General features: G+C 41.5%; 21 protein-coding genes. 10 read left to right on the top strand and 11 right to left on the bottom strand.

Annotated elements, in window-relative coordinates:
- The first annotated feature begins 17 nt into the window (after positions 1 to 17).
- The gene (locus HOL16_07000) at positions 18 to 740 is read left to right on the top strand and encodes a 16S rRNA (uracil(1498)-N(3))-methyltransferase (GenBank protein ID MBT5390429.1); all 723 of its coding nucleotides are present in this window, start codon (positions 18 to 20) and stop codon (positions 738 to 740) included.
- 33 nt (positions 741 to 773) lie between these two features.
- Positions 774 to 2183 carry a glutamate--cysteine ligase gene (locus tag HOL16_06995; protein ID MBT5390428.1) on the top strand — a complete coding sequence of 470 codons (1410 nt, stop codon included), beginning with the start codon at positions 774 to 776 and terminating at the stop codon, positions 2181 to 2183.
- Here HOL16_06995 and HOL16_06990 read toward each other — a convergent pair.
- Positions 2116 to 2886: an NAD kinase gene (locus HOL16_06990; GenBank protein ID MBT5390427.1), complete on the bottom strand. Its 771-nt coding sequence runs from the start codon at positions 2884 to 2886 to the stop codon at positions 2116 to 2118. The genes HOL16_06995 and HOL16_06990 overlap by 68 nt on opposite strands.
- Positions 2887 to 3129: 243 nt before the next feature.
- Here HOL16_06990 and HOL16_06985 point away from each other — a divergent pair, with 243 nt between their 5' ends.
- From HOL16_06985 to HOL16_06970, 4 genes are all read left to right on the top strand, one after another.
- Positions 3130 to 3399: a type II toxin-antitoxin system Phd/YefM family antitoxin gene (locus tag HOL16_06985; protein ID MBT5390426.1), complete on the top strand. Its 270-nt coding sequence runs from the start codon at positions 3130 to 3132 to the stop codon at positions 3397 to 3399.
- The gene (locus tag HOL16_06980; GenBank protein ID MBT5390425.1) at positions 3396 to 3671 is read left to right on the top strand and encodes a type II toxin-antitoxin system RelE/ParE family toxin; all 276 of its coding nucleotides are present in this window, start codon (positions 3396 to 3398) and stop codon (positions 3669 to 3671) included. The genes HOL16_06985 and HOL16_06980 overlap by 4 nt, the downstream gene beginning before the upstream one ends.
- A 129-nt stretch (positions 3672 to 3800) precedes the next feature.
- The gene (gene rpe, locus HOL16_06975; protein MBT5390424.1) at positions 3801 to 4466 is read left to right on the top strand and encodes a ribulose-phosphate 3-epimerase; all 666 of its coding nucleotides are present in this window, start codon (positions 3801 to 3803) and stop codon (positions 4464 to 4466) included.
- 19 nt (positions 4467 to 4485) lie between these two features.
- The gene (locus tag HOL16_06970) at positions 4486 to 5265 is read left to right on the top strand and encodes a methyltransferase domain-containing protein (GenBank protein ID MBT5390423.1); all 780 of its coding nucleotides are present in this window, start codon (positions 4486 to 4488) and stop codon (positions 5263 to 5265) included.
- 127 nt (positions 5266 to 5392) lie between these two features.
- On the opposite strand, the gene HOL16_06965 is transcribed toward HOL16_06970, so the two are convergent.
- The 7 genes from HOL16_06965 to HOL16_06935 form a co-directional block, all read right to left on the bottom strand.
- A complete protein-coding gene (locus HOL16_06965) occupies positions 5393 to 6988 on the bottom strand; it encodes a hypothetical protein (protein MBT5390422.1) in 1596 nt (531 codons plus the stop codon).
- Positions 6989 to 7193: 205 nt separating this feature from the next.
- Positions 7194 to 7448 carry a BolA family transcriptional regulator gene (locus HOL16_06960; protein ID MBT5390421.1) on the bottom strand — a complete coding sequence of 85 codons (255 nt, stop codon included), beginning with the start codon at positions 7446 to 7448 and terminating at the stop codon, positions 7194 to 7196.
- Positions 7449 to 7475: 27 nt separating this feature from the next.
- The gene (gene rpoD, locus HOL16_06955; GenBank protein ID MBT5390420.1) at positions 7476 to 9449 is read right to left on the bottom strand and encodes an RNA polymerase sigma factor RpoD; all 1974 of its coding nucleotides are present in this window, start codon (positions 9447 to 9449) and stop codon (positions 7476 to 7478) included.
- 57 nt (positions 9450 to 9506) lie between these two features.
- Entirely contained in the window at positions 9507 to 11351 is a 1845-nt protein-coding gene (locus HOL16_06950; protein MBT5390419.1) for a DNA primase, read from the bottom strand.
- A gap of 32 nt (positions 11352 to 11383) precedes the next feature.
- Positions 11384 to 11860 carry a GatB/YqeY domain-containing protein gene (locus HOL16_06945; GenBank protein MBT5390418.1) on the bottom strand — a complete coding sequence of 159 codons (477 nt, stop codon included), beginning with the start codon at positions 11858 to 11860 and terminating at the stop codon, positions 11384 to 11386.
- A 148-nt stretch (positions 11861 to 12008) separates the two neighbouring features.
- A complete protein-coding gene (locus HOL16_06940; protein ID MBT5390417.1) occupies positions 12009 to 12356 on the bottom strand; it encodes a helix-turn-helix transcriptional regulator in 348 nt (115 codons plus the stop codon).
- Between the two features lie 64 nt (positions 12357 to 12420).
- A complete protein-coding gene (locus HOL16_06935) occupies positions 12421 to 13464 on the bottom strand; it encodes a bifunctional nicotinamide-nucleotide adenylyltransferase/Nudix hydroxylase (protein MBT5390416.1) in 1044 nt (347 codons plus the stop codon).
- A 341-nt stretch (positions 13465 to 13805) separates the two neighbouring features.
- Between HOL16_06935 and HOL16_06930 the strand changes: the two genes are divergently transcribed.
- From HOL16_06930 to HOL16_06920, 3 genes are all read left to right on the top strand, one after another.
- Positions 13806 to 17087 carry a tetratricopeptide repeat protein gene (locus HOL16_06930; protein MBT5390415.1) on the top strand — a complete coding sequence of 1094 codons (3282 nt, stop codon included), beginning with the start codon at positions 13806 to 13808 and terminating at the stop codon, positions 17085 to 17087.
- 291 nt (positions 17088 to 17378) lie between these two features.
- Positions 17379 to 17852, top strand: a complete 474-nt coding sequence (greA, locus tag HOL16_06925) for a transcription elongation factor GreA (GenBank protein ID MBT5390414.1) — start codon at positions 17379 to 17381, stop codon at positions 17850 to 17852.
- Positions 17853 to 17855: 3 nt separating this feature from the next.
- Complete coding sequence (locus tag HOL16_06920; protein ID MBT5390413.1) at positions 17856 to 18812, top strand: hypothetical protein; 957 nt, start codon at positions 17856 to 17858, stop codon at positions 18810 to 18812.
- A gap of 25 nt (positions 18813 to 18837) precedes the next feature.
- On the opposite strand, the gene HOL16_06915 is transcribed toward HOL16_06920, so the two are convergent.
- Entirely contained in the window at positions 18838 to 20079 is a 1242-nt protein-coding gene (locus tag HOL16_06915) for a sodium:proton antiporter (GenBank protein MBT5390412.1), read from the bottom strand.
- Positions 20080 to 20202: 123 nt separating this feature from the next.
- Here HOL16_06915 and HOL16_06910 point away from each other — a divergent pair, with 123 nt between their 5' ends.
- The gene (locus HOL16_06910) at positions 20203 to 20484 is read left to right on the top strand and encodes a hypothetical protein (GenBank protein MBT5390411.1); all 282 of its coding nucleotides are present in this window, start codon (positions 20203 to 20205) and stop codon (positions 20482 to 20484) included.
- Between the two features lie 257 nt (positions 20485 to 20741).
- Here HOL16_06910 and HOL16_06905 read toward each other — a convergent pair whose 3' ends face one another.
- Positions 20742 to 21281, bottom strand: a complete 540-nt coding sequence (locus tag HOL16_06905) for a hypothetical protein (GenBank protein MBT5390410.1) — start codon at positions 21279 to 21281, stop codon at positions 20742 to 20744.
- Positions 21282 to 21607: 326 nt separating this feature from the next.
- The gene (locus HOL16_06900; GenBank protein MBT5390409.1) at positions 21608 to 21979 is read right to left on the bottom strand and encodes a hypothetical protein; all 372 of its coding nucleotides are present in this window, start codon (positions 21977 to 21979) and stop codon (positions 21608 to 21610) included.
- Between the last annotated feature and the right edge of the window lie 240 nt (positions 21980 to 22219).

Raw genomic sequence — 22219 nt, 5'->3', positions numbered from 1 at the left:
AACTGAAGCCCAAAAACATGTCACTATTTCATACTTTAGCCCGTTTATATACCCCAGAAGACCTTTCATCTCAAACAAATATTCCGCTTTCCAGCCAACAAGCCCACTATTTATGCCATGTACTACGACTCAAATCTGGAGATCCCGTACGTCTGTTCAATGGCCGTGATGGAGAGTTTCTTGCAAAATTAAAACTGACAACGAAAAAAAGTCCTCATCTAGACGTCGAAAACCGCCTTCATCCTCAATCGCCAGAGAAAGGACCTGCATTAGTTTTTGCCCCCATTAAAAATGATCGCATGGGGTGGATGATGGAAAAAGCTACTGAATTAGGGGTTCAAGAACTATTCCCTGTGATCACAGAACGGACAACTACCCGCAACTTCAATAGAAAACGCTTAGAGGCACGAATTATAGAAGCGGCCGAACAATGTGAACGACTTACCATACCCACGCTTCATGATTCACTTCCTCTCCATGATTTCCTCGCCACTTGGTCAAAAGACATTCCTATTTTATGGGCGGTGGAACGGACTAAAGCCCCCACTTTTGTTGAAGAACTTAAACGCCAGCCCACCGCTATGACTTTTCTGGTAGGACCAGAAGGAGGGTTTTCTAATAGTGAAAAAGAGATCCTGAAAGAAACTTCTTTTATGAATCCAGTAACACTGGGTGCCAAAATTCTGCGCACAGAAACTGCAGCACTTAGTGGACTAACCCTTCTACAAATGGCAGAATAAGAACACCGTAAGAAAATAAGAGAAAATCTGTTTATGCCGCCAAAGCAACCTGTCACCTCTCAGCAAGATCTGATCCGGTTTTTTGAATCAGGCTGCAAGAAGCCTGAGGATTTCCTTATCGGGACCGAACATGAAGTGTTCATGTTTGAGGTAAGTGATTTTCATCGACTGTCCCATGGAGAGCCTGGAGGCATTCAAGATATACTCATATCTCTCCAAGAGTATGGATGGACGCCAATCAAAGAAAATGGCAGCGTCATTGCTCTCAAGGAAAATGGGGCCTCTATTACCTTGGAGCCTGGTGGTCAATTCGAACTGTCCGGAGCCCCCCTCAAATCAGTCCACGACACCCATGAAGAGTTGTGCCGGCATCAAGCACAGCTATGCCAGACTGGAGAGCAATATAATTACTTTCCTCTAGGCATCGGACTAGATCCTGTGCACACATTCAAGGAAATCCCGTGGATGCCCAAAGAGCGCTATCGTCTGATGCGCGCCTACATGCCCACTAAAGGGAATCTGGGCCTGGATATGATGACTCGCACGGCTACTATTCAAACAAATCTCGATTTTTCCTCAGAACAAGACATGGTGAAAAAGTTTCGGGTGGGCTTAGCCCTCCAACCCATAGCGACGGCATTGTTTTCCAATTCCCCTATTCTTGAAGGCGTCCCAAATGACTATCAAAGTTACCGTGCTCATATTTGGCAAGATACGGATCCAGATCGATGTGGGTTTTTAAATTTTGTCTTTGAAGAAGGCATGGGTTTCGAACGATATGTGGACTATCTCTTGGATGTCCCCATGTATTTTGTGCACAGAAATGGACAATATTTGGATGCCACGGGAAAATCCTTCCGAAATTTTTTGACAGGAAACCTGGAAGGACTCGAAGGACAGTTGCCTTCCATGGACGACTGGAATGATCATACGACAACCGTCTTCCCCGAAGTACGCCTCAAACAATTCCTGGAAATGCGCGGAGCTGACGCAAATGCTAATCCCCTGGTTCCCGCCCTCTCAGCTTTTTGGACAGGGCTCCTTTACGACCAACAAGTACTGGATGAGGCATATGATCTTATCAAAACTTGGACGCAAGAAGAACGACTCTCTCTTTATCAAAACGTTCCAAAAACGGGACTCAGAACTAAATTTCGCAAAGAGACTGTCCGTGAACTTGGAAAAAAATGTCTTACATTGGCTCAAAAGGGATTGGAAAAACGTGACATAAGAAATAAGGCTGGCCACAACGAAACGATCTATTTGGCCCCCTTAATAGAAATCGTCGAATCGGGAAAAACACCAGCGGACGTCTTATTGGAAAAATATAAAACAGTCTGGGACAAAGATGTCAAAAATATGCTGCTTGAGGTTGCTAAACGACAAACTGCTCATCCAGAATGCGTCTCTCCAAATTTTGCTCGGGATCAAAAAGAAGGGTAAACTTTTTTTCCCGAGATTCTGACACATGCACTTTAATGACATTTCTGACCTCAGAATGGTCTGACACAGCACTCACAGGACGTTTCTGGTGGTCTTTGATTTCGAAAGAAACCACCGTGTCATGGGGTAAAAGAGCGCCCCGCCATCTCCTTGGACGAAAAGGACTCAGGGGTGTTAATGCCATAATGTTGCTTCCCAATGGAATAATGGGACCATGGGCCGAAAAATTATAGGCTGTACTGCCAGCAGGCGTCGCCACAAGTACGCCATCCCCCACGAGCTCTGGCAAACAAACACGGTTATCAATCTTGACGCAAATCTTAGCCACTTGGTGGGATTCGCGAAAGAGAGAAACCTCATTAATGGCATAAGACTCTCGCGTTTTTCCTGAAGCCATTTCCGCAACCATTTTCAACGGAAAAAGGGGAAACGAAATAGCAGACTTAAGACGATCGTCAAGGTCCTCTTCTTTAAAGTCATTCAATAGGAACCCCATGCTGCCACGATTCAATCCATAAACAGGAAGCTTAATATCTTCTGCAATAAATCGGTGAAGGGTCCTCAACAGGTATCCATCACCCCCAAGAACCACGGCCACATTGGCCTCAGAAATGGGATAATTCTTATGAGTTTTGAGAAATCGTTCGTATGCTTCCTTAGCTTGCGGAACATCTGCAACGAAAAAGGCTATTTTGTTTTCCATGTGAATATTATGACGGTAAAAAAGGCATCAGGTCAATTCTTCGTGGGGTTAATCGCAAAAGTTGGTCATGAACAAAAATAGAGAAGTGGCGTACCATGTTGGCGAATTTCGCAATCATCAAAATCCAAAAGAAGGGAATGATATGGCATGAAGGAAAATACCGTAATAAATCTAAATTTGACAAAAGTGTATGGATATGTCACGCTTAAATGTACATTAAAGACATTTGAGGCATTTTATAAGATGGAACATGAACACTTAACCACTGTTGAAGCGCGCAACAAATTTTCTGAGGTTGTTAACCGTGCTTCTTTTGGAAAGGAACGCATCGTTTTCACAAGACGTGGGAAAGATATTGCAGCACTTGTGCCTATGGAAGACGTAGATCTCCTTGATCAACTTGAAGATAGAATTGACGTTCTTGAAGCCCAAAAAGCTTTGAGTGAGACTAAACCCGAAGAGTACGTCACGCTCGATGAGTTAGCTGAAGAACTTGGAATAGACCTGAAATGAGCTATGAAGTCGTTATTGGCCCCAGGGTCCGTAAGAGCTTCAAAGCCATTCCTAGGAAATGCCAAACGTTAATACTTCTGAAACTGAATAAGCTTAAAGAGAATCCGAGGCCTTCTGGCTGTAAAAAGCTCAAGCCTCAAGAAGATTTGTACCGTATTCGAATTGGGGAATACCGAGTCATATACGAAATCAAAGACAGCAAGCTAATCGTAATAATTGTCAAAATCGGTAATCGTAAAAACATTTACAAAGAATATGGACGTGCTGTTTAAAATTTATTCTCAAAAGTTGGTGATGGTCAAAAATAGAAAATTTATGTTAGCGTACCAATGAAAATGATTTACGCCACAGCTTCGTCCTTTGGACGCGCGGGCTTCTGTTCCAGTAAATAGAGGGATTTCATAGTGTCAGTCAAAATTGCTCCTTCCTTGCTTGCCGCCGATTTCTCTCGCCTAGGAGAGGAAGTTAAAGCCGTTGGCAACGCCGGGGCTGATCTATTACATCTGGACATTATGGATGGGCATTTTGTCCCCAATCTGTCGTTTGGTTCCGCGGTTGTTAAGGCAATGCGTCCCCTTTCTAAGCTTCCCTTTGACGTTCATTTGATGGTTGCCCCTGTGGATCTTCATATTGATCCCTTTGTAAAGGCAGGCGCCGATATTATCACTTTTCATCCCGAGGCCAGTCCCAATGTGGAAGAAACCCTCACAAAAATTCGCTCAAAAGGCGTCAAAGTGGGCTTAGCGGTCAACCCTGAAACGCCCCTTTCCCTCATCGAGCCCCATCTGGAACAAGGGATCTTGGATCTCATACTTGTCATGACCGTCCAACCAGGATTTGGAGGACAAGCGTTTATGGATACTCAGCTCTCCAAGGTGGAAAGCCTCCGCAATCATATTGATAAGTCCTCTCAAGCCGTTGCCCTTTCTGTTGATGGCGGCATCAATGCTGAGACTGCCAAAAAGGCTCGAGAGGCTGGTGCCCATATCCTTGTCGCAGGAACTTCTGTGTTTAAAGGCGACCATAAAACCTATAAAGGAAACATCGACGCTCTGAGAGCCTCTTAGAACGTAGTAGTCTCACAACATGTCATCCCCCCTTCTCTTTGACCCAAAAGCCCTCAAATTCCATCGCCTCCGTGCCATCGGCAAGCACCACCCATCGGAAAATATAAGACTCCTATCCCGTGAACTAGACACAGAACTCTTGGATCGCCTCCAAGATTTTAATCGGCCTTTCCCATCGGTATTGTTTCTAGGGAATCCTCCAGAAAAGTTTTCTGACAGAGTGCGCGCAGAGAATCATACAGATAGCTTCATCCATGCCCAATTTCCATTTCAAAAATCCTCCACGCCTTCCCTGATTGGATGGGAGGAGTCCCTTCCCTTTGGCCCTCAATGCTTTGATCTCATCATCAGCAATATGAATATTCACTGGATCAATGATCTTCCTGGCGCTCTGATTCAAATCCACCACAGTCTAAAACCAGATGGCATTTTCATGGGTACGTTCTTTGGGGGAGAGACCCTCCAAGAATTGCGGGAAATCTTTACGGAGGCAGAAACGAAAATCTGCAATGGGGTTCGGCCCCGCTTTTCGCCTATCATGGAGATAAAAGGCGCCACGCAATTGCTTCAACGTGCAGGCTTTAAAAATCCAGTGGGAGACAGTCATAGCTATCAACTTCCCTATAAGAGTGCCCTGCAAGTCATGAAGGATCTGCGATTTCTAGGGGAGACAAACACCCTCCTCACACGGCCCAAAAGCTACTCGTCCAAAAAGCTATTCACAGAAGTTGAGAAAACTTTTAAACAAAGTTTCGATCACATAACCTTTGAAGTGATTACTCTGACGGGATGGAAGTGATAAGTAAAAATGATGTCGAGTGGAAAAATCCTAACTAGAAGAACACAGGCTGAGTAGGTAGGTCGACTCAGCAACCCACCATAATTCTCAGGGCCTAAGACACGCTAAAAATATTCTCTTGGTTAATCTAGGGACTATAAAAACCTGCTGAGGTTAGAACTTCATTAAAGGTACTACGCCACCAAACATTTCTTCTGCAGGTTGTATCTTTTTGATGGGGTTCATGGAACAAGGCAAGAGCATCTACATTTCCAAAATGTTCTGAAGCTTCAAAAACAATAAATCTAGCAGACCCAGCCGTTTTTCCTTTTGTTACAATTCTACCGCCAAGGGATTCAATAAGTGCAACACCCTCCCTATACTTGAGGGTTTTTGCTTTAATAAAAGTGGCTGCCTCATTTCTAAACTTATCAAGTCTACTTGTCAGTGAATTGGCATCATCAATCTCTGCTCCCGCTTGTTTGGACGCTGCAGAAATCTCAACTCTACCTTCTGTAAAAGCAGGGTTCACGGTAGTTGTTGTCGTCGTAGTTGTGGTAGAGGAAACAGTTTGCTTCTTTAGTTCCCGTTCTTCCATCATTTTATCCCATAGACTCTTCTTTGCAAGCAAAGCGCGTTTCTCTTTTTTGATCTCTCGCTCAGCCTTTCTTATCGATTCTCGTTCAGCCCTTTCCTCCTCTTTTTTCTTCCAAGCAGCTTCTTTCTTAGCCTTTTCTATTTCAACTCTTTTCTCAAAGGCCCATTCCTCGAATGTCTCTATATCTTTTAACTTTGCAAAAACTTTTGCGACAGCATTACAAATTTTTCTGATGCGGACCAAATCCTTTGAAAGGGATCCTCCTGGTATATCTTTCATGCAAGAGGATACATTCATTATATTATCGTTGTAGGCAAGCCTCGCCTCTGAGCTAAGTTCACAAAGTTCGCTCAATTGTTCGACAATAGTATAATCAAAGCGGTCCACACTTGTTCTAGTTTGGCCCAAATATTCGTGTTGGAGTCGCTTCTCTCTCTTTTCAATATCGTCATACATATCATGTGAAGCAAAACGATCAAGATTCAGGTTATTTGTGTAACCCTCCGCAGAGTGTTTCACCTCTACCTTAGCGTAGTCATTGAAGACTCTAGCTCCTCCTGAAAGAATTCCTGATACTAGATCATTAACTTCGGAAATAAAAATAAATTCATTCAACTCATTTGCGGGGGCAACATACTGTTGTCTATTATTTCTACCAGCTTTTCTAGAAATTTTCTCCCTTTGTTTAAACAGGTTCCGCTCTTCAGCCAAGAAAACCATTAACCTTTCATTAATCAGAAAAATGGTATCTTCTAATAGCTCTTTCTTTCCAATCCCTAACACTATTTGTGCAGTCTTAAATAGATTTGCGAATGCCTTAAAACGATCTATGTCTTCATCAATAATAGATTTTTTATAGATATAATCCTGAAACGCCTCAGAACCGAAAACTTCTGATAATTCTTTTTTTGCTTGCTCTGTATTTTCTATTTCCTCTCTCTCTGTAGGTTTTTTTGCAGCTATCACACACATACCGGCTAGTTTTTCATTGTAATCAAGACGGGCCTGAACAATCATAGAAGCTCTGGCAAGCACCGCCTGTCTGTCTGACCTATCTATTTCAGTTTCAAAAAAGGAACTATTCGCCTTAGCAAGGGTAGACAACGACACAACAAATAGAAATAATACTGATACTATACTTTTCATTTTAAACAATTCTCTTAAAACAACTATAATTTGCGAGATAATTAAAATCTTAAGAAATAACATATACATGAGAAATAAGTTAAATACAAGTTTTTTGTATGTTGCAAAGCAGCATAAGATAGAGACCATTCTTTAAGTTACTTATGCAGACACTCGTTGATTACTTCCAGAATGCTCGTTCTAGGACGAATTTTACAGTAAATAGTTAGCCTTCACGAGCCCGAATAACCAAGGCGTGGACACGCTCTTCCATTTCTTCCTGGATGACCGCATAAATCATACGGTGGGCTTCAAGGCGGCTTTTCCCTGCGAAGGCGTCTGAGACGATCTCCAGACGAAAGTGGGTCTCACCAGCAGGGTCTGCCCCTGCGTGTCCTGCATGAAGATGAGACTGATCCTTTATAATACATATAGATGGAGAAAAAGCGTCTCGAAGCTTTTGTTCAAGACGCTCTTTAATGATTCCCAAAACTCTCTCCCCAAGCTATCAGGTATCTATAAAGCTACGAAGCTTACGGGAGCGACTTGGATGCTTAAGTTTCCGTAAGGCCTTTGCTTCGATCTGACGAATACGCTCACGTGTCACTGAGAACTGTTGCCCCACTTCCTCCAACGTATGATCCGTATTCATGCCAATGCCAAAACGCATTCTAAGGACCCGCTCTTCTCGGGGCGTTAGACTTGCCAAAACCCGAGTGGTTGTCTCGCGCAGATTGGAATGAATGGCTGCATCGAGGGGAATAACAGCATTTTTGTCTTCGATGAAATCGCCTAAGTGGCTGTCATCTTCATCCCCTACTGGGGTTTCAAGACTGATAGGTTCTTTTGAAATCTTTAAGACCTTACGCACCTTATCGAGGGGCATCATAAGGCGCTCTGAAAGCTCTTCTGGCGTAGGCTCACGACCAACTTCATGCATCATCTGACGAGACGTTCGGACAATCTTATTGATGGTTTCGATCATATGTACGGGAATACGAATGGTCCGTGCTTGATCAGCAATAGATCGAGTAATTGCCTGACGTATCCACCACGTGGCATAAGTCGAGAACTTATATCCGCGCTGATATTCGAATTTATCAACGGCCTTCATTAACCCAATATTTCCCTCTTGGATCAAATCCAGGAACTGGAGTCCACGATTGGTATATTTTTTGGCAATGGATATAACCAAACGCAAATTAGCTTCAATCATTTCCTTCTTTGCTCGCACAGATTGCCGGTCACCTTTCTGTACAAGGGACACCAAGCGTCTGAACTCACCAACATCAAGACTGGAATGCTCGCTTACGTCTTTAATTTTTTCCCTAATTACTTTAATTTCAGAAGCGCTTTTGTCTGTGAATTCCTTCCAGCCCTTCTTTGTGCTCTTACCTACTTTCTGGATCCAATCTGTACTGAGTTCTGATCCAAAATATTCCTTTAGAAAATCTTCACGATTAACACCAGCTTCTAAAGCCAGTCTTAAAAGCTTTCCTTCCTGATTCATAAGACTTTTGTTCAAAATATAAAGCTCTTCAACCAGACAATCGATACTTGCGTTATTAAACTTTATCTCTTTAATAATCTGAGAAATTTTCTTTTTAGCTTCTTTGTATTTTTTCTCGTCCTTGTCGCTTATTTTTTTAGATTTTTTGGCAAGAGCTATGATGTTCGTCTGAATTTTATGCAGCTCTTTTTGCTTCGTTGCAATTTTCTTGAAATCTTCTAAAACTTGAGGGAGCATTGCTTCCTCAAGCTCAGATAATGAAGTGCTAGTCTCTTCAGAAGCTTCTTCAGCCGAAGCCTCTTGCCCCTCAGAAGCTTCCTTAGCCTCTGTTCCTTCCTCATCAGCTTTTTTATCGGAATCTTCTTCCTCACCGTCTTTTTTATCGGACTCCTCGTCCTCCGATTCTTCTTCCAGCTCCTCTTCTTCCTCTTCCTCCTCTTCTTCCTCCATCGTATTGGTATCAATTGCTATGATATCCCGCAAAAGAAGAGACCCTTCCTCAAGACCCTGGAGCCATTCCACAATGGACTGGGCTGTCAGAGGACTTTCACAAATCCCGTCGATCATCATATCACGACCAGCTTCGATCCTTTTGGCAATTTCAATTTCCCCTTCCCGAGAAAGAAGCTCAACATTTCCCATCTCACGAAGATACATTCTAACAGGATCATCAGTTCGTCCTACGGCTGCTTCGGAAACATTCCCTGACTCGTCCTCCTCAGCCTCAGCTTCCTCGGCTTCCTCTTCTGCTTCTGTGATCGTAATCCCCATCTCAGATAAAAGCGTCATAATATCTTCGATTTGTTCCGATGACATTTTGTCCTGTGGAAGGGCAGCATTTAACTCATCATAAGTGATATGGCCACGAGTTTTTCCCAACTCCAAAAGTTGTTTAAACGTTGCTGAAAGCTTCTTCTTAAAAGCTTCAGGTTGATTTTCTTTTGATTTCCCAGAATCTTTATTTTCCGACATACACTGTTTCCTTTGTCAAAAACGCAATTTCAATTGCCCTTCGCATGGGCAATAACTCTAAACAACTCCTGTTTCCTTTTTCAAGGCTTGGTATCGTTCCCACGCATCAGAGGACTTACTTTTTTTAAGGTCATCACTTGCCTGTTTTAACTCTTGTTCAATCCACCGACGCCCCTTGTGAAGGCTCCAAACATGATCCCAACCAGCTTTTACCTCGTCCACTGGGGTCTCTTCACCTATGAAAGCTGTATGCACTAGAACCCTTTTATCAAAAAGTAAATCTAGCACATTTGAAAACCCTTTTGTATTCAGATGTGTCTTTAACTCCCCTTTGTCAAGGTTTTTCCGTGAAGAAAAGAGAGAGAGTATCTCTTCTCGCATATCCTCCAGCTCTTGTGATGGTAGATCCAATTGTACGAACTGCTCTGATACATCATGCAAAAGTTCAGGGTGATTGACAATAGTTGCCAGTAAAATCCTTCTATGAAGGGACGATGTATCCAAGGAAGTTTTTACACCCGCCGTTGCCCCAGTACGCCAAATATGTCCCTGTCTCCCCTGAGTTGATCCTCGGTGCATATAACTTTTTAAGGCTTGTCTCTTTTGAGTCTCTTTCCGCTGGCCATACCTTCCAAAGAACATATTCATGCGCTGAGTCACCTCTTCCTTATAGGCAGATCGGACCGAAAAGTCTTGAATCTCTTTCACCTTATCGTAGAGACTCTGTTTAAAAAGAGCACGATGTTCGGGCGTATCCACTCTTTTATTCCCTGGGGCAATCGCCCAAATCATATCAAAAAGCGGTGCGGATTTTTGCAACAACGATCTGAGAATATTTTCAGATCCATTCTGAATTAGGCTATCTGCATCTTCGCCGGAAGGAAGTTCAGCAAAAGACAAAGTATGCCCTGGCTTTAACAAGGGCAACACGCGTTCAGCAGCTCGGAAAGCTGCTCTTTTTCCGGCTGCATCCCCATCAAAACAAATCACAGGTTCGGGGCTAAGCCGCCATGCTTCCATCATCTGGGATTCGGTCAAAGCTGTTCCTAGTGGCGCCACAGCCCTCAGGCCAATCCCATAAAGTGCAATCACGTCCATGTAACCTTCTGTTACTACTAATGGTGCATCTTTGTAAGGGCTCTCTGCTCGTTTTTGAAGACAGTGATGGAAACCGTATAGTATCTTTCCTTTGTGAAAAAGATCGGTCTCAGGGGAATTTAAATATTTGGGCTGGCCCTCCCCTAAAATTCTTCCTCCAAAAGCAATCACCCTCCCCCGAGGATCAGTAATAGGAAACATGAGTCGCCCCCGGAAACGATCATAAGTATCTCCACGACTTTCAGAATGAATCAAAAGCCCTGCCTCCACCAAATCTTTTTCAGAGACTCCTTTTTCCATGAAGAATTTCTTAAGGCCATTCCCTGTTGCCGGTGCATAGCCCAACCGAAATGTATCAATGAGATGTGGGCCTATACCACGCCGATCCAGATATTCTTTGGTTTTCTGGCCAGAAGACTGACTCAAGTTCTCTTGAAACCACTGGGCTGCCTCTTCCAAAAGATCGCCCTGCTTCTTCCATTTTTCGACTTGACCCTTATCTGCCTTTTCTTCTTTGGGCAAATTGACCCCAGCCATTTCAGCACCACGTTCTAATGCTTCAGGGAAACTTAATTTCTCCGTTTCCATTAAGTAATCAAAGATACTGCCGTGTGCCCCACATCCAAAACAATGGTAAAACCCTTTATCATCAGACACCGTAAAAGAAGGAGACTTTTCCTTATGAAAAGGGCAAAGGCCAGAGAACTCCCGACCTTGAGCACGCAATTTTACCCGCTGGCCGATCACTTCTGAAAGGCGTATACGATTACGGATCAGCTCAATGTGATAATTAGAAAACGCCATTCTTTAATCACCTTAGACAGAAGGATTAGTTGTTACGAAGCAATCAGTTTCTGCCGTACAATCCCGGAGGCTTTTGAAAAATCCATCCTACCCACATGACGCGCCCTCAACTCGGTCATCACACGGCCCATATCTCTGACAGATAAAGATGCCTCAGCTTCACTGGTCAACTCTTGGAGAAGCGCCTCAATGGCTTCAGTGGTTTCTACCTCACTCAACGGTTCAGGCAAAAAAGTCCTTATAATATCAATTTCCTTAGCTTCCAAATTAGCTAGGTCCGGCCGGCCACCTTGATCATAAAGAGAAATACTCTCATTCCGTTGCTTAATCATTCCTTGAAGAAGCATGAGAATTTCATCTTCGCTAATACCTTCATCTAAACCTTTCTCTCGGGCAGCAATATCCCGATCCTTTAAGGCCGCCATAACAAGTCTTATGGTAGCAACTTTTATACTCTCTTTTTTCTTTAGGGACGCTTTCAGTTCGGATTCAAATTGTGCTCTCAGCATGGTATTCCTTAAAAAATAATAATCTGATGTATCGTGCCTGCTATTATGAGCATGTTAAAACAGATTGCAACCAACTTGATAGCCTTAAATCCTGATAATGTCTAAATATCAACAGCGGCGTTTGGCTAACACCGCTGTTGATGTCTATTTAAGCAGCTTTCAACTGAATATCTCTACCAGAATCATTAAAAGTCAGCAGACTCAGAACTTCGTCTGTTCGAAGAGTCAGAATAATCCTTAGAATGCATGGCTCTATGTGCTTGAAATAGTATAAAATGAGCTCTGATTTATAATTCAGACTGAGCTTTTCTTTTATCCGAACTATGTAGGTTTCAACCGTTCTATGAGAAATGCCGAGCAATCTCCCCGTTTCTTTCATAGAAAAACCTCTAGATAAGAAATATAAGCACTGAATTTCTCGTGGACAGTGTTTGTATTTTAGCGATTGCGAAATCTCATCTGCATGAGCTTTCAGGTACTCTATCATCTTTACCATAATGAAAATCCTCCATTATCTTATGGAAAGAAAAGGTCTATCCCTTTCTTTTTCAGTTTAACTTTTAAGTCATTTGCATTCCCAAAATGTCTTGGATAATACTGAAGTGATCCTCAAACAATTGAGAGGAATCCAATTGACTTAACGGTAGCCAAAAAGCTTTTTTTGCGTCATCGCCCCCTTTCACTTTCGGTAAGTTTGCATCTTGGGTTAATTCGAAATAAAAAACGTGCGTAATTGTTCGCCCCCGAAGAGACCTGTTAGGATCATCGTAAACCTTTTTAGCTTTAATGGAGCCCCTTAGAACAGGTTCTGGCACTTTAAGTCTCGTTTCTGTTCTTAATTCTCTCAGACATCCTTCTAGAATCGTTTCATCCTGATAAAGGAACCCTCCCGGCAACGCTAATAAGTCCTTCCCGGGATTGGCCTTCCTTTTTACAATTAATATGTGGCCAGATTGAATAACGACGGCATCAGTCGTGATAAATATTGGTGCATAGGGAGCATTCTTCCATCCACTCTTGTACAAATCTAAAAACTTTCTTTCTTCTCTTAGCTTCTCAAATTGCTCAGACTTTTGAAACGATTCGTAAAATTTAAGAGACTTAGATGAAAGATGGGGAAGAATTGCTTCAATTCCTTTATCAGAATCAAAGGTCATCTCTCGCAGAGTCGATGCTTTTAGCTCTGAGTTATGATCAAGAGGAACTTGTTCCCATTGCGGAAAAGCGGTAGCATAATTGATCTTGGTCTCTTCATCAGCAATGGCTATACCTACTTTTGGCTCACGTTCACTCGAAGTAGACGCCCTAACCACATCACGCACTTTCTTCTGTAACGACCAGATCCAAGCTTCCTGATTATAGGGAGAGTCTAACATAGGAATAACAGAGATTGTTTTTTCTGAATCGGGGAAAACTGAGCGAATCAAATCCCGGCGTTCATCTATGGTCCAAGGATTCCGGAGAGATCTAGGCTTATCGGCCCCAGTACAAACAACAACAACGTTCCTAGAGCGATCCAAGCACTCTTGAATTGCTTCCTCGTCGGCTTTCCTGAAAGGCTGAAAATTCTCTACGTATACAATAAAGTCAAGTCTATCATCCATCAGCAAGCTCCTTGCTGTCTTTAACTAATTCGGTCTATCCTTAGTGGATAGTCATCCAATTTTCCCCAATTGTCAATCCCACTTCCCATAAACGCCAACCTCCAGTGCAACTCCCGTTTATTACAATAACATTCAGTATTTAATTACTGCCCCTAAAAACTACGGACTCTCCCGTTTGTACTTGCCAAAAGTTTTAATGATAAAATTAAAAAATAATTTTGTTCTATAGGGAGAAAGTTTAGTTGCTTTTCGTATACACAAATGTTTAGGATTGATATGAAAATGCAAAATAATTATATTGAATCACTTCCTTAAGAATAAATTTGTTGTGGAGATTTTCATTGGAATATAGTTCTATTTCTAAAATTCACGATGATCTTATTAAGGTTGCATTTGAACGAATTCTGCATGATATTTCCACAAAAATTGATAAGAAGAAGCCCGTTTGTTTCCTTGGATATTGCTGGGAAAGTAGCTTAAACGTTTCCGTTGTCCGTAAAATTGAAGAATATCTTAAGCTTGCAGGCATTAAGACATTAATCGATATAGCTGACGCTCACAGTTCAATCTCAAAACATATTAATAAAATTGATACTGACGAAGTAGATTTTGTTGTTTATGCCATGTCTGAATGTCTCATGAAGAGACTTAATTCGGATAAAGAAGGAACGGGTATTAAAGAAGAAATCCCACGGGTCATTAAAAAAGCTAAAAAGAGACCAAGTTCCGTAATACCGTTGCTTTTGGATGGGGATATGAGGCTATCAATCCCCGCAGAATTAAGAGATATAGCCTATGTGGATTTTAGGGATAAAAAACAACTTTATTTAAATGTACTACACATCTTGAAACGGGTGCTGCCTTTTATCCCACTAAGTGGGATCATTGCTAATTTTAAGAAAGAATGTATCGCAATCAAGAAGCTGACTCAAAGCAGCCATCCACGCCTCTGGAAAAAGCTCGAAAAAATAAAAAGAACAGAAGAAAAATATACACAAGAAATCCAAAAGAAAACCATAGGTATTTTAGCTAAACAGGTGCGATCCACGGGGAGAATGTCTGCAGCCTCTATCGTGATGTTGACATCCCTTTTTATAATAGTTCTAGGTTGTACAACAACGATGCTATCTATGTGGTATTTTGACACAAATAATTTTTCTTCTGACGTCGAAATTATTCGTTCAGATCTTCATGTTCCCAACCAAGAAACATCTTTGGCTCGTTCTGAAATATACAAAACTATAGATGAGAAATTAAATACAGGATCTGGCATTCAAACTGTTGCATTAGTGGGAGCTGGCGGTGCTGGCAAAACAACCATTGCCCGCACCTATTTAAGTGAACAGAGTGCTTCCCTAATATGGGAAATCAAGGCTGAAAGTAAGACTAGCTTTTTAGGATCATTTGTAAATCTTGCCTACGCGCTTGCAACAAATCAAGAAGATGGGGATCATCTTAACTTAATTGAAAAAATCGATAATGCGAAAGTGCGAAGAAAGAAAATTCTCTTATTTGTCCAGTCTAAACTAAGAAAATGTAAAAATTGGTATCTACTGTTTGATAATATAGGTTCTTTTGAAGAAATTAAGTACCATTTCCCCTATGAATCAAAGACCTGGGGAGACGGTAAGGTTATCATTACGAGTCGAAATAATAATCTACAAAATAGTTGCTTCTTGGAAAACGATAAAATCATCCGCATTCATCATCTAACAGAAGTAGAAAAGCTTGCTCTACTGAAAAAAATTATAGGTAAGAAGAAGTATGAAAAGGATAAAATTGAGGAACTAATCAGTTTCGTAGAAAACATCCCCCCGTATCCTTTGGATATCTCAATTGCTGGCAATTACATTACTGAGTCTAAGATATCACTAAAAAAATACCTTGAATATATGCACATATCTAGTGAAGAGTTTTTGGCCAGTCAAGAAAGGATCCTCTGTGATATTGGAAATTATCGTAAAACCAGACATGCTATTGTTTTATTGTCCATCGACAGGATTTTAAAATGCAATCAAGATTTTAAGGATCTCCTGCTCCTTATTAGTCTCTTAAACTCACAGGATATTCCCAGAGAACTTCTTGAAAAAGTGAAGTCTCCCATTGTTGTAGATACATTTATACATGAGCTAAATAAACATTCTCTCGTGGAACTACCCTCTGCAAAATCAAACGACTTTCGTAAATTTTCCATTCATAAAAGAATTCAGCAGATAGCTCTCAGCCATCTGGAACGACGCTTTACCGTTAAACATTTCAGGGAACCTGTTAGAAAGCTTTCATCCTCTATAAATGGAGCTACCCTTCACGCAATCGAAAATGAAGACATTGCAAAAATAAGACAGCTACGGGGACACTTTCAAGAACTGTTAAAACATAAGAAAGTTTTGTCAGATGCAGATCTGGCCGGTTTGACTGAGAAACTAGGGAAAATTTACATTTATATAAATAAATTTAAGCGTGCAAAAACCGTTCTTTTGGAAAGCCTTTCAATACATAAAAGGCTTTTTGGAGCGAATCACATAAAAACGGCTTCCGTTCTAACGAATTTAGGTGAGGTATATCTACATATGGGGCAAGCTGGGAAGGCCATTGAAACGATAAAAAACAGTTTAAAAATCACTGAACAAACCTATGGAAAAGAAGACGTAAGATTTGCCAAAGTTGCTTTGCGACTAGACTCTCCTTACAGGCTGTTTTCAGACAGTCTAAGTGCTTTCAAATATGGTAATATGGGCTACCAAATCTTGAAAAAACACCACGGAGAGGATCATATTGATACAGCTTATGCAGCTGTTAAACTTGGACATATTCATAAAAACTTGGGTGAATTTGAAAAAGCACTAGAGCTATTAAAGAAAGGGAGCAGCGTTCTCGAAAAAACATATGGCCCTAGGCATATTCGAACAGCTTGGAGTTATATTCGTTTAGGAAATCTGTATGAAGTTTTGGGTTACTATGAGAGAGCAAATGAGTTACTGCAAAAAAGTTATGATATATATAGTAAACACTATGGAAACCATCATTCTTGCACCGCTTGGGTACTCGCATATTTAGGAGAGATTTCCGATAAGTTGGGGAATCACGAGGAAGCCAAGACCTATCTTGAAGCTAGTTTTGCTATTTACAAAAAAATTTACAATGAAAAACATATAAAAAGCTCCTGGGTCTTACGCTACCTAGGAAATACATATAAACATCTAGGGGATGTTGAAAAAGCAGAGAACCTGTTAACGCAAGCTTTGAAGGTGTATTTAGCAGAAGATGGGAATATATTCGATGTTACAAAGTTACATATCAAACTAGGCCTTTGTTTGATTGAAAGTCATAAATTTGAGCAAGCTGAGCAACATTTGCTAGCTTCTGAGGCAATTCTCAAAAATGAGAAGCATTACACTTATTATAGACCGTTAGAAGCCTTGTCTGACCTTTATAAAAAGAAAAGTGAGATAGCTCTTAAGAATGGAGATAAAATAGAATCTTATAAGTTTTACAATAAATCTATCAAATATTTAGAAGATGCTTTGACATGTTCACAAGACAGATTCCCAAGCGGGACTCCGGTCATTCAAGAAATAGAAGTAAAATTAGAAAAATTAAAGCTGGACTTAAGAAAGGCCTAGCGTAGCCAACAGCTAGCCAGAAACAAATCTCGGGTCCGGATGTATCTGTCCCTGTGTATGATCTTCCCGCTAGTTATGATATCCAATTGTAATACATTGCTTTTACAAACTTCATCCCTACTACTTCAGCTTTCTTACTCAAATTCATACAACGACTTTAATAGAAATAAAACCGTTTACAAACTCATAGTATGTCTATAAAAAGACACGTCGGCAGTAAGAATATGCTGGTTTCTATTTTTTTTTGGGTGTAGAGTAGCCCCTTCAAAAGACTTAAAAGGAGATTCTTCCATGGACAAAGTGCCAATGACACAAAATGGTTTCAACAAAATTCAAGAAGAGTTGAAGCACTTGAGATCTGTAGAGCGACCAGAGGTCATTCAGGCAATTTCTTCTGCACGTGAGTTGGGAGATCTTTCGGAAAATGCCGAGTACCATGCAGCGAGGGAGCGACAGGGCTTTATTGAAGGCCGGATTGCTGAACTTGAGGATAAAACTGCTCGTGCCGAGGTCATAGACATCTCAAAGCTTTCCGGCGACACTGTCAAATTCGGAGCTAAAGTCACGCTCACCGATGAAGATACTGATCAAGAAAGCGCGTATCAAATCGTTGGAACAGACGAGTCAGACATCAGCCTGGGGCTTTTATCGATTACATCTCCTCTTGCAAGGGCTCTCATTGGGAAATCAGTTGGTAACTCCATTGAAGTAACCACACCCAACGGTAGCCGCGCCTATGAAATCAATGAGATCCGTTACAGCTAATCGATGTCAGAGTCCCTTTCGTGCTGGATTGTTACAGATGGAAAAGCGGGGACAGAGAACCAGTGTCTTGGTCTCGCTGAAGCCCTTAACCTTTCGCCAACTGTAAAGCGTGTCACGACCCGTTTTCCCTGGACACATCTTCCTGCCCATTTGTGGCCAATTCCCTTGTGGGCACAATCTCCAGAAAGAGATCAACTCAAAGCACCTTGGCCAGATCTTCTCATTGCCTCTGGACGTCCAAGTGCGGCACCTGCTGCTGCCATTCGCAAAAAATCTAAAGGAAAAACCCGCGTTATTTTTGTTCAAGGCCCCCGACTCTCTCCCAGCCGTTTCGATGTGGTGGTTTCACCTTTTCACGATCAACTGAGTGGAAACAACATCCTAACGACCCACGGCGCTCTCCACAAAGTCACCAAAACAAAGTGTGATCAAGCGATTAAATCCCTCAAGCCCAGGATTTCCCATTTAAAGCCTCCTTATGTAGCCGTTCTTATAGGAGGACCCAATAAATACTACCAATTGGATGACAAAGTCATGAACTCCATTGGACAACAATTGGCCGCCCTTTCCAAAAAACATAATGTGAGCCTTCTTATTACAGGCTCCCGCAGAACAAAAGATTCGGCATATACAGTTCTGCACGAATGTTTGAAAAACACACCCCATATGCTTTGGGATTGGTCAGGAGAAAATCCTTATCTGGGTTTCTTGGGAATCGCCGATCACATATTACTGACCCAAGATTCAGTCTCAATGGCCTCTGAAGCAGCCTCCACAGGAAAGCCTGTTTACATCATCCCGCTGCCCGGAAAGTCTGATAAATTTCAACGATTCCATAAACATTTTCAAGAACTGGGATACACCCGCCCATTTCAGGGGAATTTGGAAAACTGGACTTATCCACCCCTGGATGAACCAAAAAAAATCGCTGAGAAAATTAGAAAAATCCTTAATATCTGAAGAAGTGCTTTTAAGTAATATCTCTCTACGCCTTTCCCGGTAGCTTTGTGCTCTTAAGATAAAGGGCCATCAAAGGAGGCTGAACAATCAGGCTAAAAAAGATCACACCAAAAACAAGGCAAAGAAAGGTTTCTCCATGAGCGTAGTCATGGGGTAACAGCAAGATAAGCGCAGCCGAAACAGCACCACGCACTCCCCCAAGAGTTAATACGTTCATCCAGGAAAGAGGCAATTTTGTTCCTACTGCCCTGAGGGCCCCACCTCCAACGTATACTAGAATTGCTCTAGATAGGATTACAAATATCAAAGCACCCATTAAAAATTCCAAAGGAAGATTATAAGGATGAGCCCCTGTAGAAACACCGAGAAAGAAGAACAGAAAGCTATTAATAAGAGTACTTATATAATCCCAAAAGGATCCAAAAAGACGCGCCTTATCCGTATGCTTCTCATCTTGCTCTCTCAATCGCTGTTTTCTGGCAAAAACGATTGCAGCCATGAGCACAGCAACGACGCCAGAAACATGCAACAACTTTTCAGCCACCAGAAAGGTTCCTAGTGCCAAAACAAGCGTCAAACTTAATGGAAAAAAATTATGATGCTCGTGCCAAATCTTAATAATAAAAGAGGCACACCAACCAGTCACGACTCCCAAGAAAAAAGCCCCGACCAAAGACCAGGTGATAGCAAAGATTGTATTTCCTAGGTGAAACATACCACCCTGGAAAAGGAATCCTGCGACAAGAGCAAAAAGAACCATGGCGGTCCCATCATTAAAAAGAGACTCTCCTTCCACAAGAAGTTTAAGTCTTTCGGGCACTGTAAATCGATTGAAGATAGCTGTAACTGCCGCAGGATCCGTGGCAGAGATGGCTGCTCCAAAAAGCAATCCGTGCATAAGAGGGATATCCAGCATATAGGCTATAGGTAACCCAATGAGAAACATGGTTATCACAACACCAAATAATGAGAAAAATCCGATAGGAATTGCCTCTGATTCTAAAACCTGAGGCTTAACACTTCGCCCTGCTGCAAAAATTAATACAGGTAGAATTAAGAGAATCACCACATCGTGTCCCAGTGAAATCAGAGGAAGATAGTCTCCAAAGTACCGAGATAAAATCCCATAAAAAAGACCGCCAAGAAGGATCCAGCATTCTGGGGGCAAAAGTGATTTACGGGTGTAATGCTGTATTCCCGTAAAAAATAGCAAACAAAGACAAAACACCACAATCCAAATTGGTAACCCAGCGTCCAGTATATTCATCCCGCCTCCCTTTTTTTATTTATTATAAATAACTCTTTACCAAAGGTCATGCTCAAAATGTTTGGAATGAGGCAACAAAGAGACTATAATCAAGGGTAGGTGTTGGCTATAGGAGAATTAATCATGGCCATGGAAGAAGTTAAAAAGATTCTCGAAGAAACGGGACTGGCTCACCACAAGGCCTTTATTGAGGCAGGTGGCGTAGATCCAGACTGGTCCCAATGGTATGCAAATCATGCTCTAAAGCCCCTGAACAAAGCTCTGGAGACCGATTTTACCGATCAAAAACTCGCAGAGATCTTTAGAGATGCCGCCCAGGATCACGATGAAGAAGCCCCTGACATCCCCTGGGAAGTTCACTACAGCCTTTATTTATGGCAACATATCCATCAGGAAGAAGAGTAGAAATGAACGATGGGAGGAATGGAGCGGGTTATGGTCTTTTTGAATTGCCCAGAATCCACCACTTCTGAGAATTTTTCTAAAGGATAACCAAGCTCGAATAAGGCTTGCAATCGACTCTCAACGTTAAGAAATCCTGGTTGTGATATTTATAAAACGTCCAAAAAACCACTACAGTTGCATCAAATGGTTAAGTTATGTCTAGATGTTAATAGAGGCGTCCAGTTGCCCGCCTCAGACTCAGAGTGCTTCAAGTTTTATTAAATATCACTTTCTTCATTTTGAAATTTACGCCATCTATCTTCAATTTCATTCCATTTGCCTCGCTCTCCTTCAAGTTCATCTGAAAGCTCCTGTACACCTCGTCGAGTGTTCTTCAAGATAAGACTATTATCCTCAAATCTTTTTCTTAGCTGACTATAATCTTCGTCTCTCTGTGTTTTAGAGTCTTCCATTAATTTATGCATTTCCTGTTTTTCTTTTTCAATTCCTTTTAGTGTTTCTTGTTCTGCTTCTTCTATAGATTTCAGATTTTCTTCTGTTTTTTTAATGGCTACTTCCCGCAGCTCATTAATTACATTCAGCGTGTGCTCAAATCCCTCTTGATCTTGTTTTTCTTGTAGCTCTATAGCATTTAGGGCTCTCTTCATTGATTCTATATCTGCTCCCTCTAAATCATCCATAGCCTTAACAAAATTAGGCGTAAAGGTTATCACGCAAAAACCCACAAATGACGCCAGAAATAATGACTTCATAAATCCTCTCTCTTTCACTTCATGTTTTAAATTTTTAATACTCATCTAAAATTCACCAACTCAGCTATACATAAATTTTGCATGAGATTACAGGGTCATCGTCAGATTGTCAAGTATTACTTGGGCCCTCTTTACTTGAATTTAAGATTTATAACTTTAAAAATCAAAATATAGCTCTATATCTATACTTTAATTTCAAACTTACCTCGGACTTCGACGTTAAAATTGCCCTAAGAGAAAGTCATACCTCATTCTGAATGCACCCAGGAGGAATTCGCACTTCGACGTTAAAAATACCTATCTGAGGTATGAGAACTCACTCTAGAATTCTGCCACTATTTGCCCACAAGCTGGTAAAACAGCCTACGGGCCTAGTCTCTCTTTTGAAGCTCTCTCAATAATACACTCATTCTCTCACATGTTTGAATGGTGATCGTCTCCTTAGGAGTAATGAGGACTCTTTCCCTGTGAGCATCCTCTTGTTGAAATCGACTTAAAGACTCGCCAGATAATAATTTAAAGTTGTGCATTCCAGAGAGATCTAAGCGGCTCAACAAGTACGAAGCTCCTATGAAGGATCCCCCAATTCCGGTAAGGTTCTCTGCTCCCGATAGATCTAACCTTTCTAGGGCAAGAGCATAAAACATGCCACACGTTATCTCAGTAAGTTTCTCTAATCCTGATAGTTGCAAGTTTTTTAGTTGTAAATTAGCCCATCTACTTAAGTACTCAAACTTGTCCATGCACTCTAGCGCAGTAACGTTGCGATTTATGTTCATAATCACTAAGTTTTGTACACGTTCCAGCCCATCAACCAAAAGCCTGTCGTTATCTATATCTACCTGTAAATAGCGGAGTAATAATGAGCCACTGAGCAGGGTGGCTCCGTCGTAAAAAGGCGGAGAAAAAGTGAGCCACCCAAAGTATTAACTTCAGATAGTCTTTTTCCATTTAAGGAAAGGCTAGAAAGGATGTACACAGTG

The organism is Alphaproteobacteria bacterium (genome assembly GCA_018662925.1).
Classification (GTDB): domain Bacteria; phylum Pseudomonadota; class Alphaproteobacteria; order 16-39-46; family JABJFC01; genus JABJFC01.
Note: the sequence above shows the minus strand (reverse complement) of the source record. Positions and strands in the feature narration are given on the sequence as shown.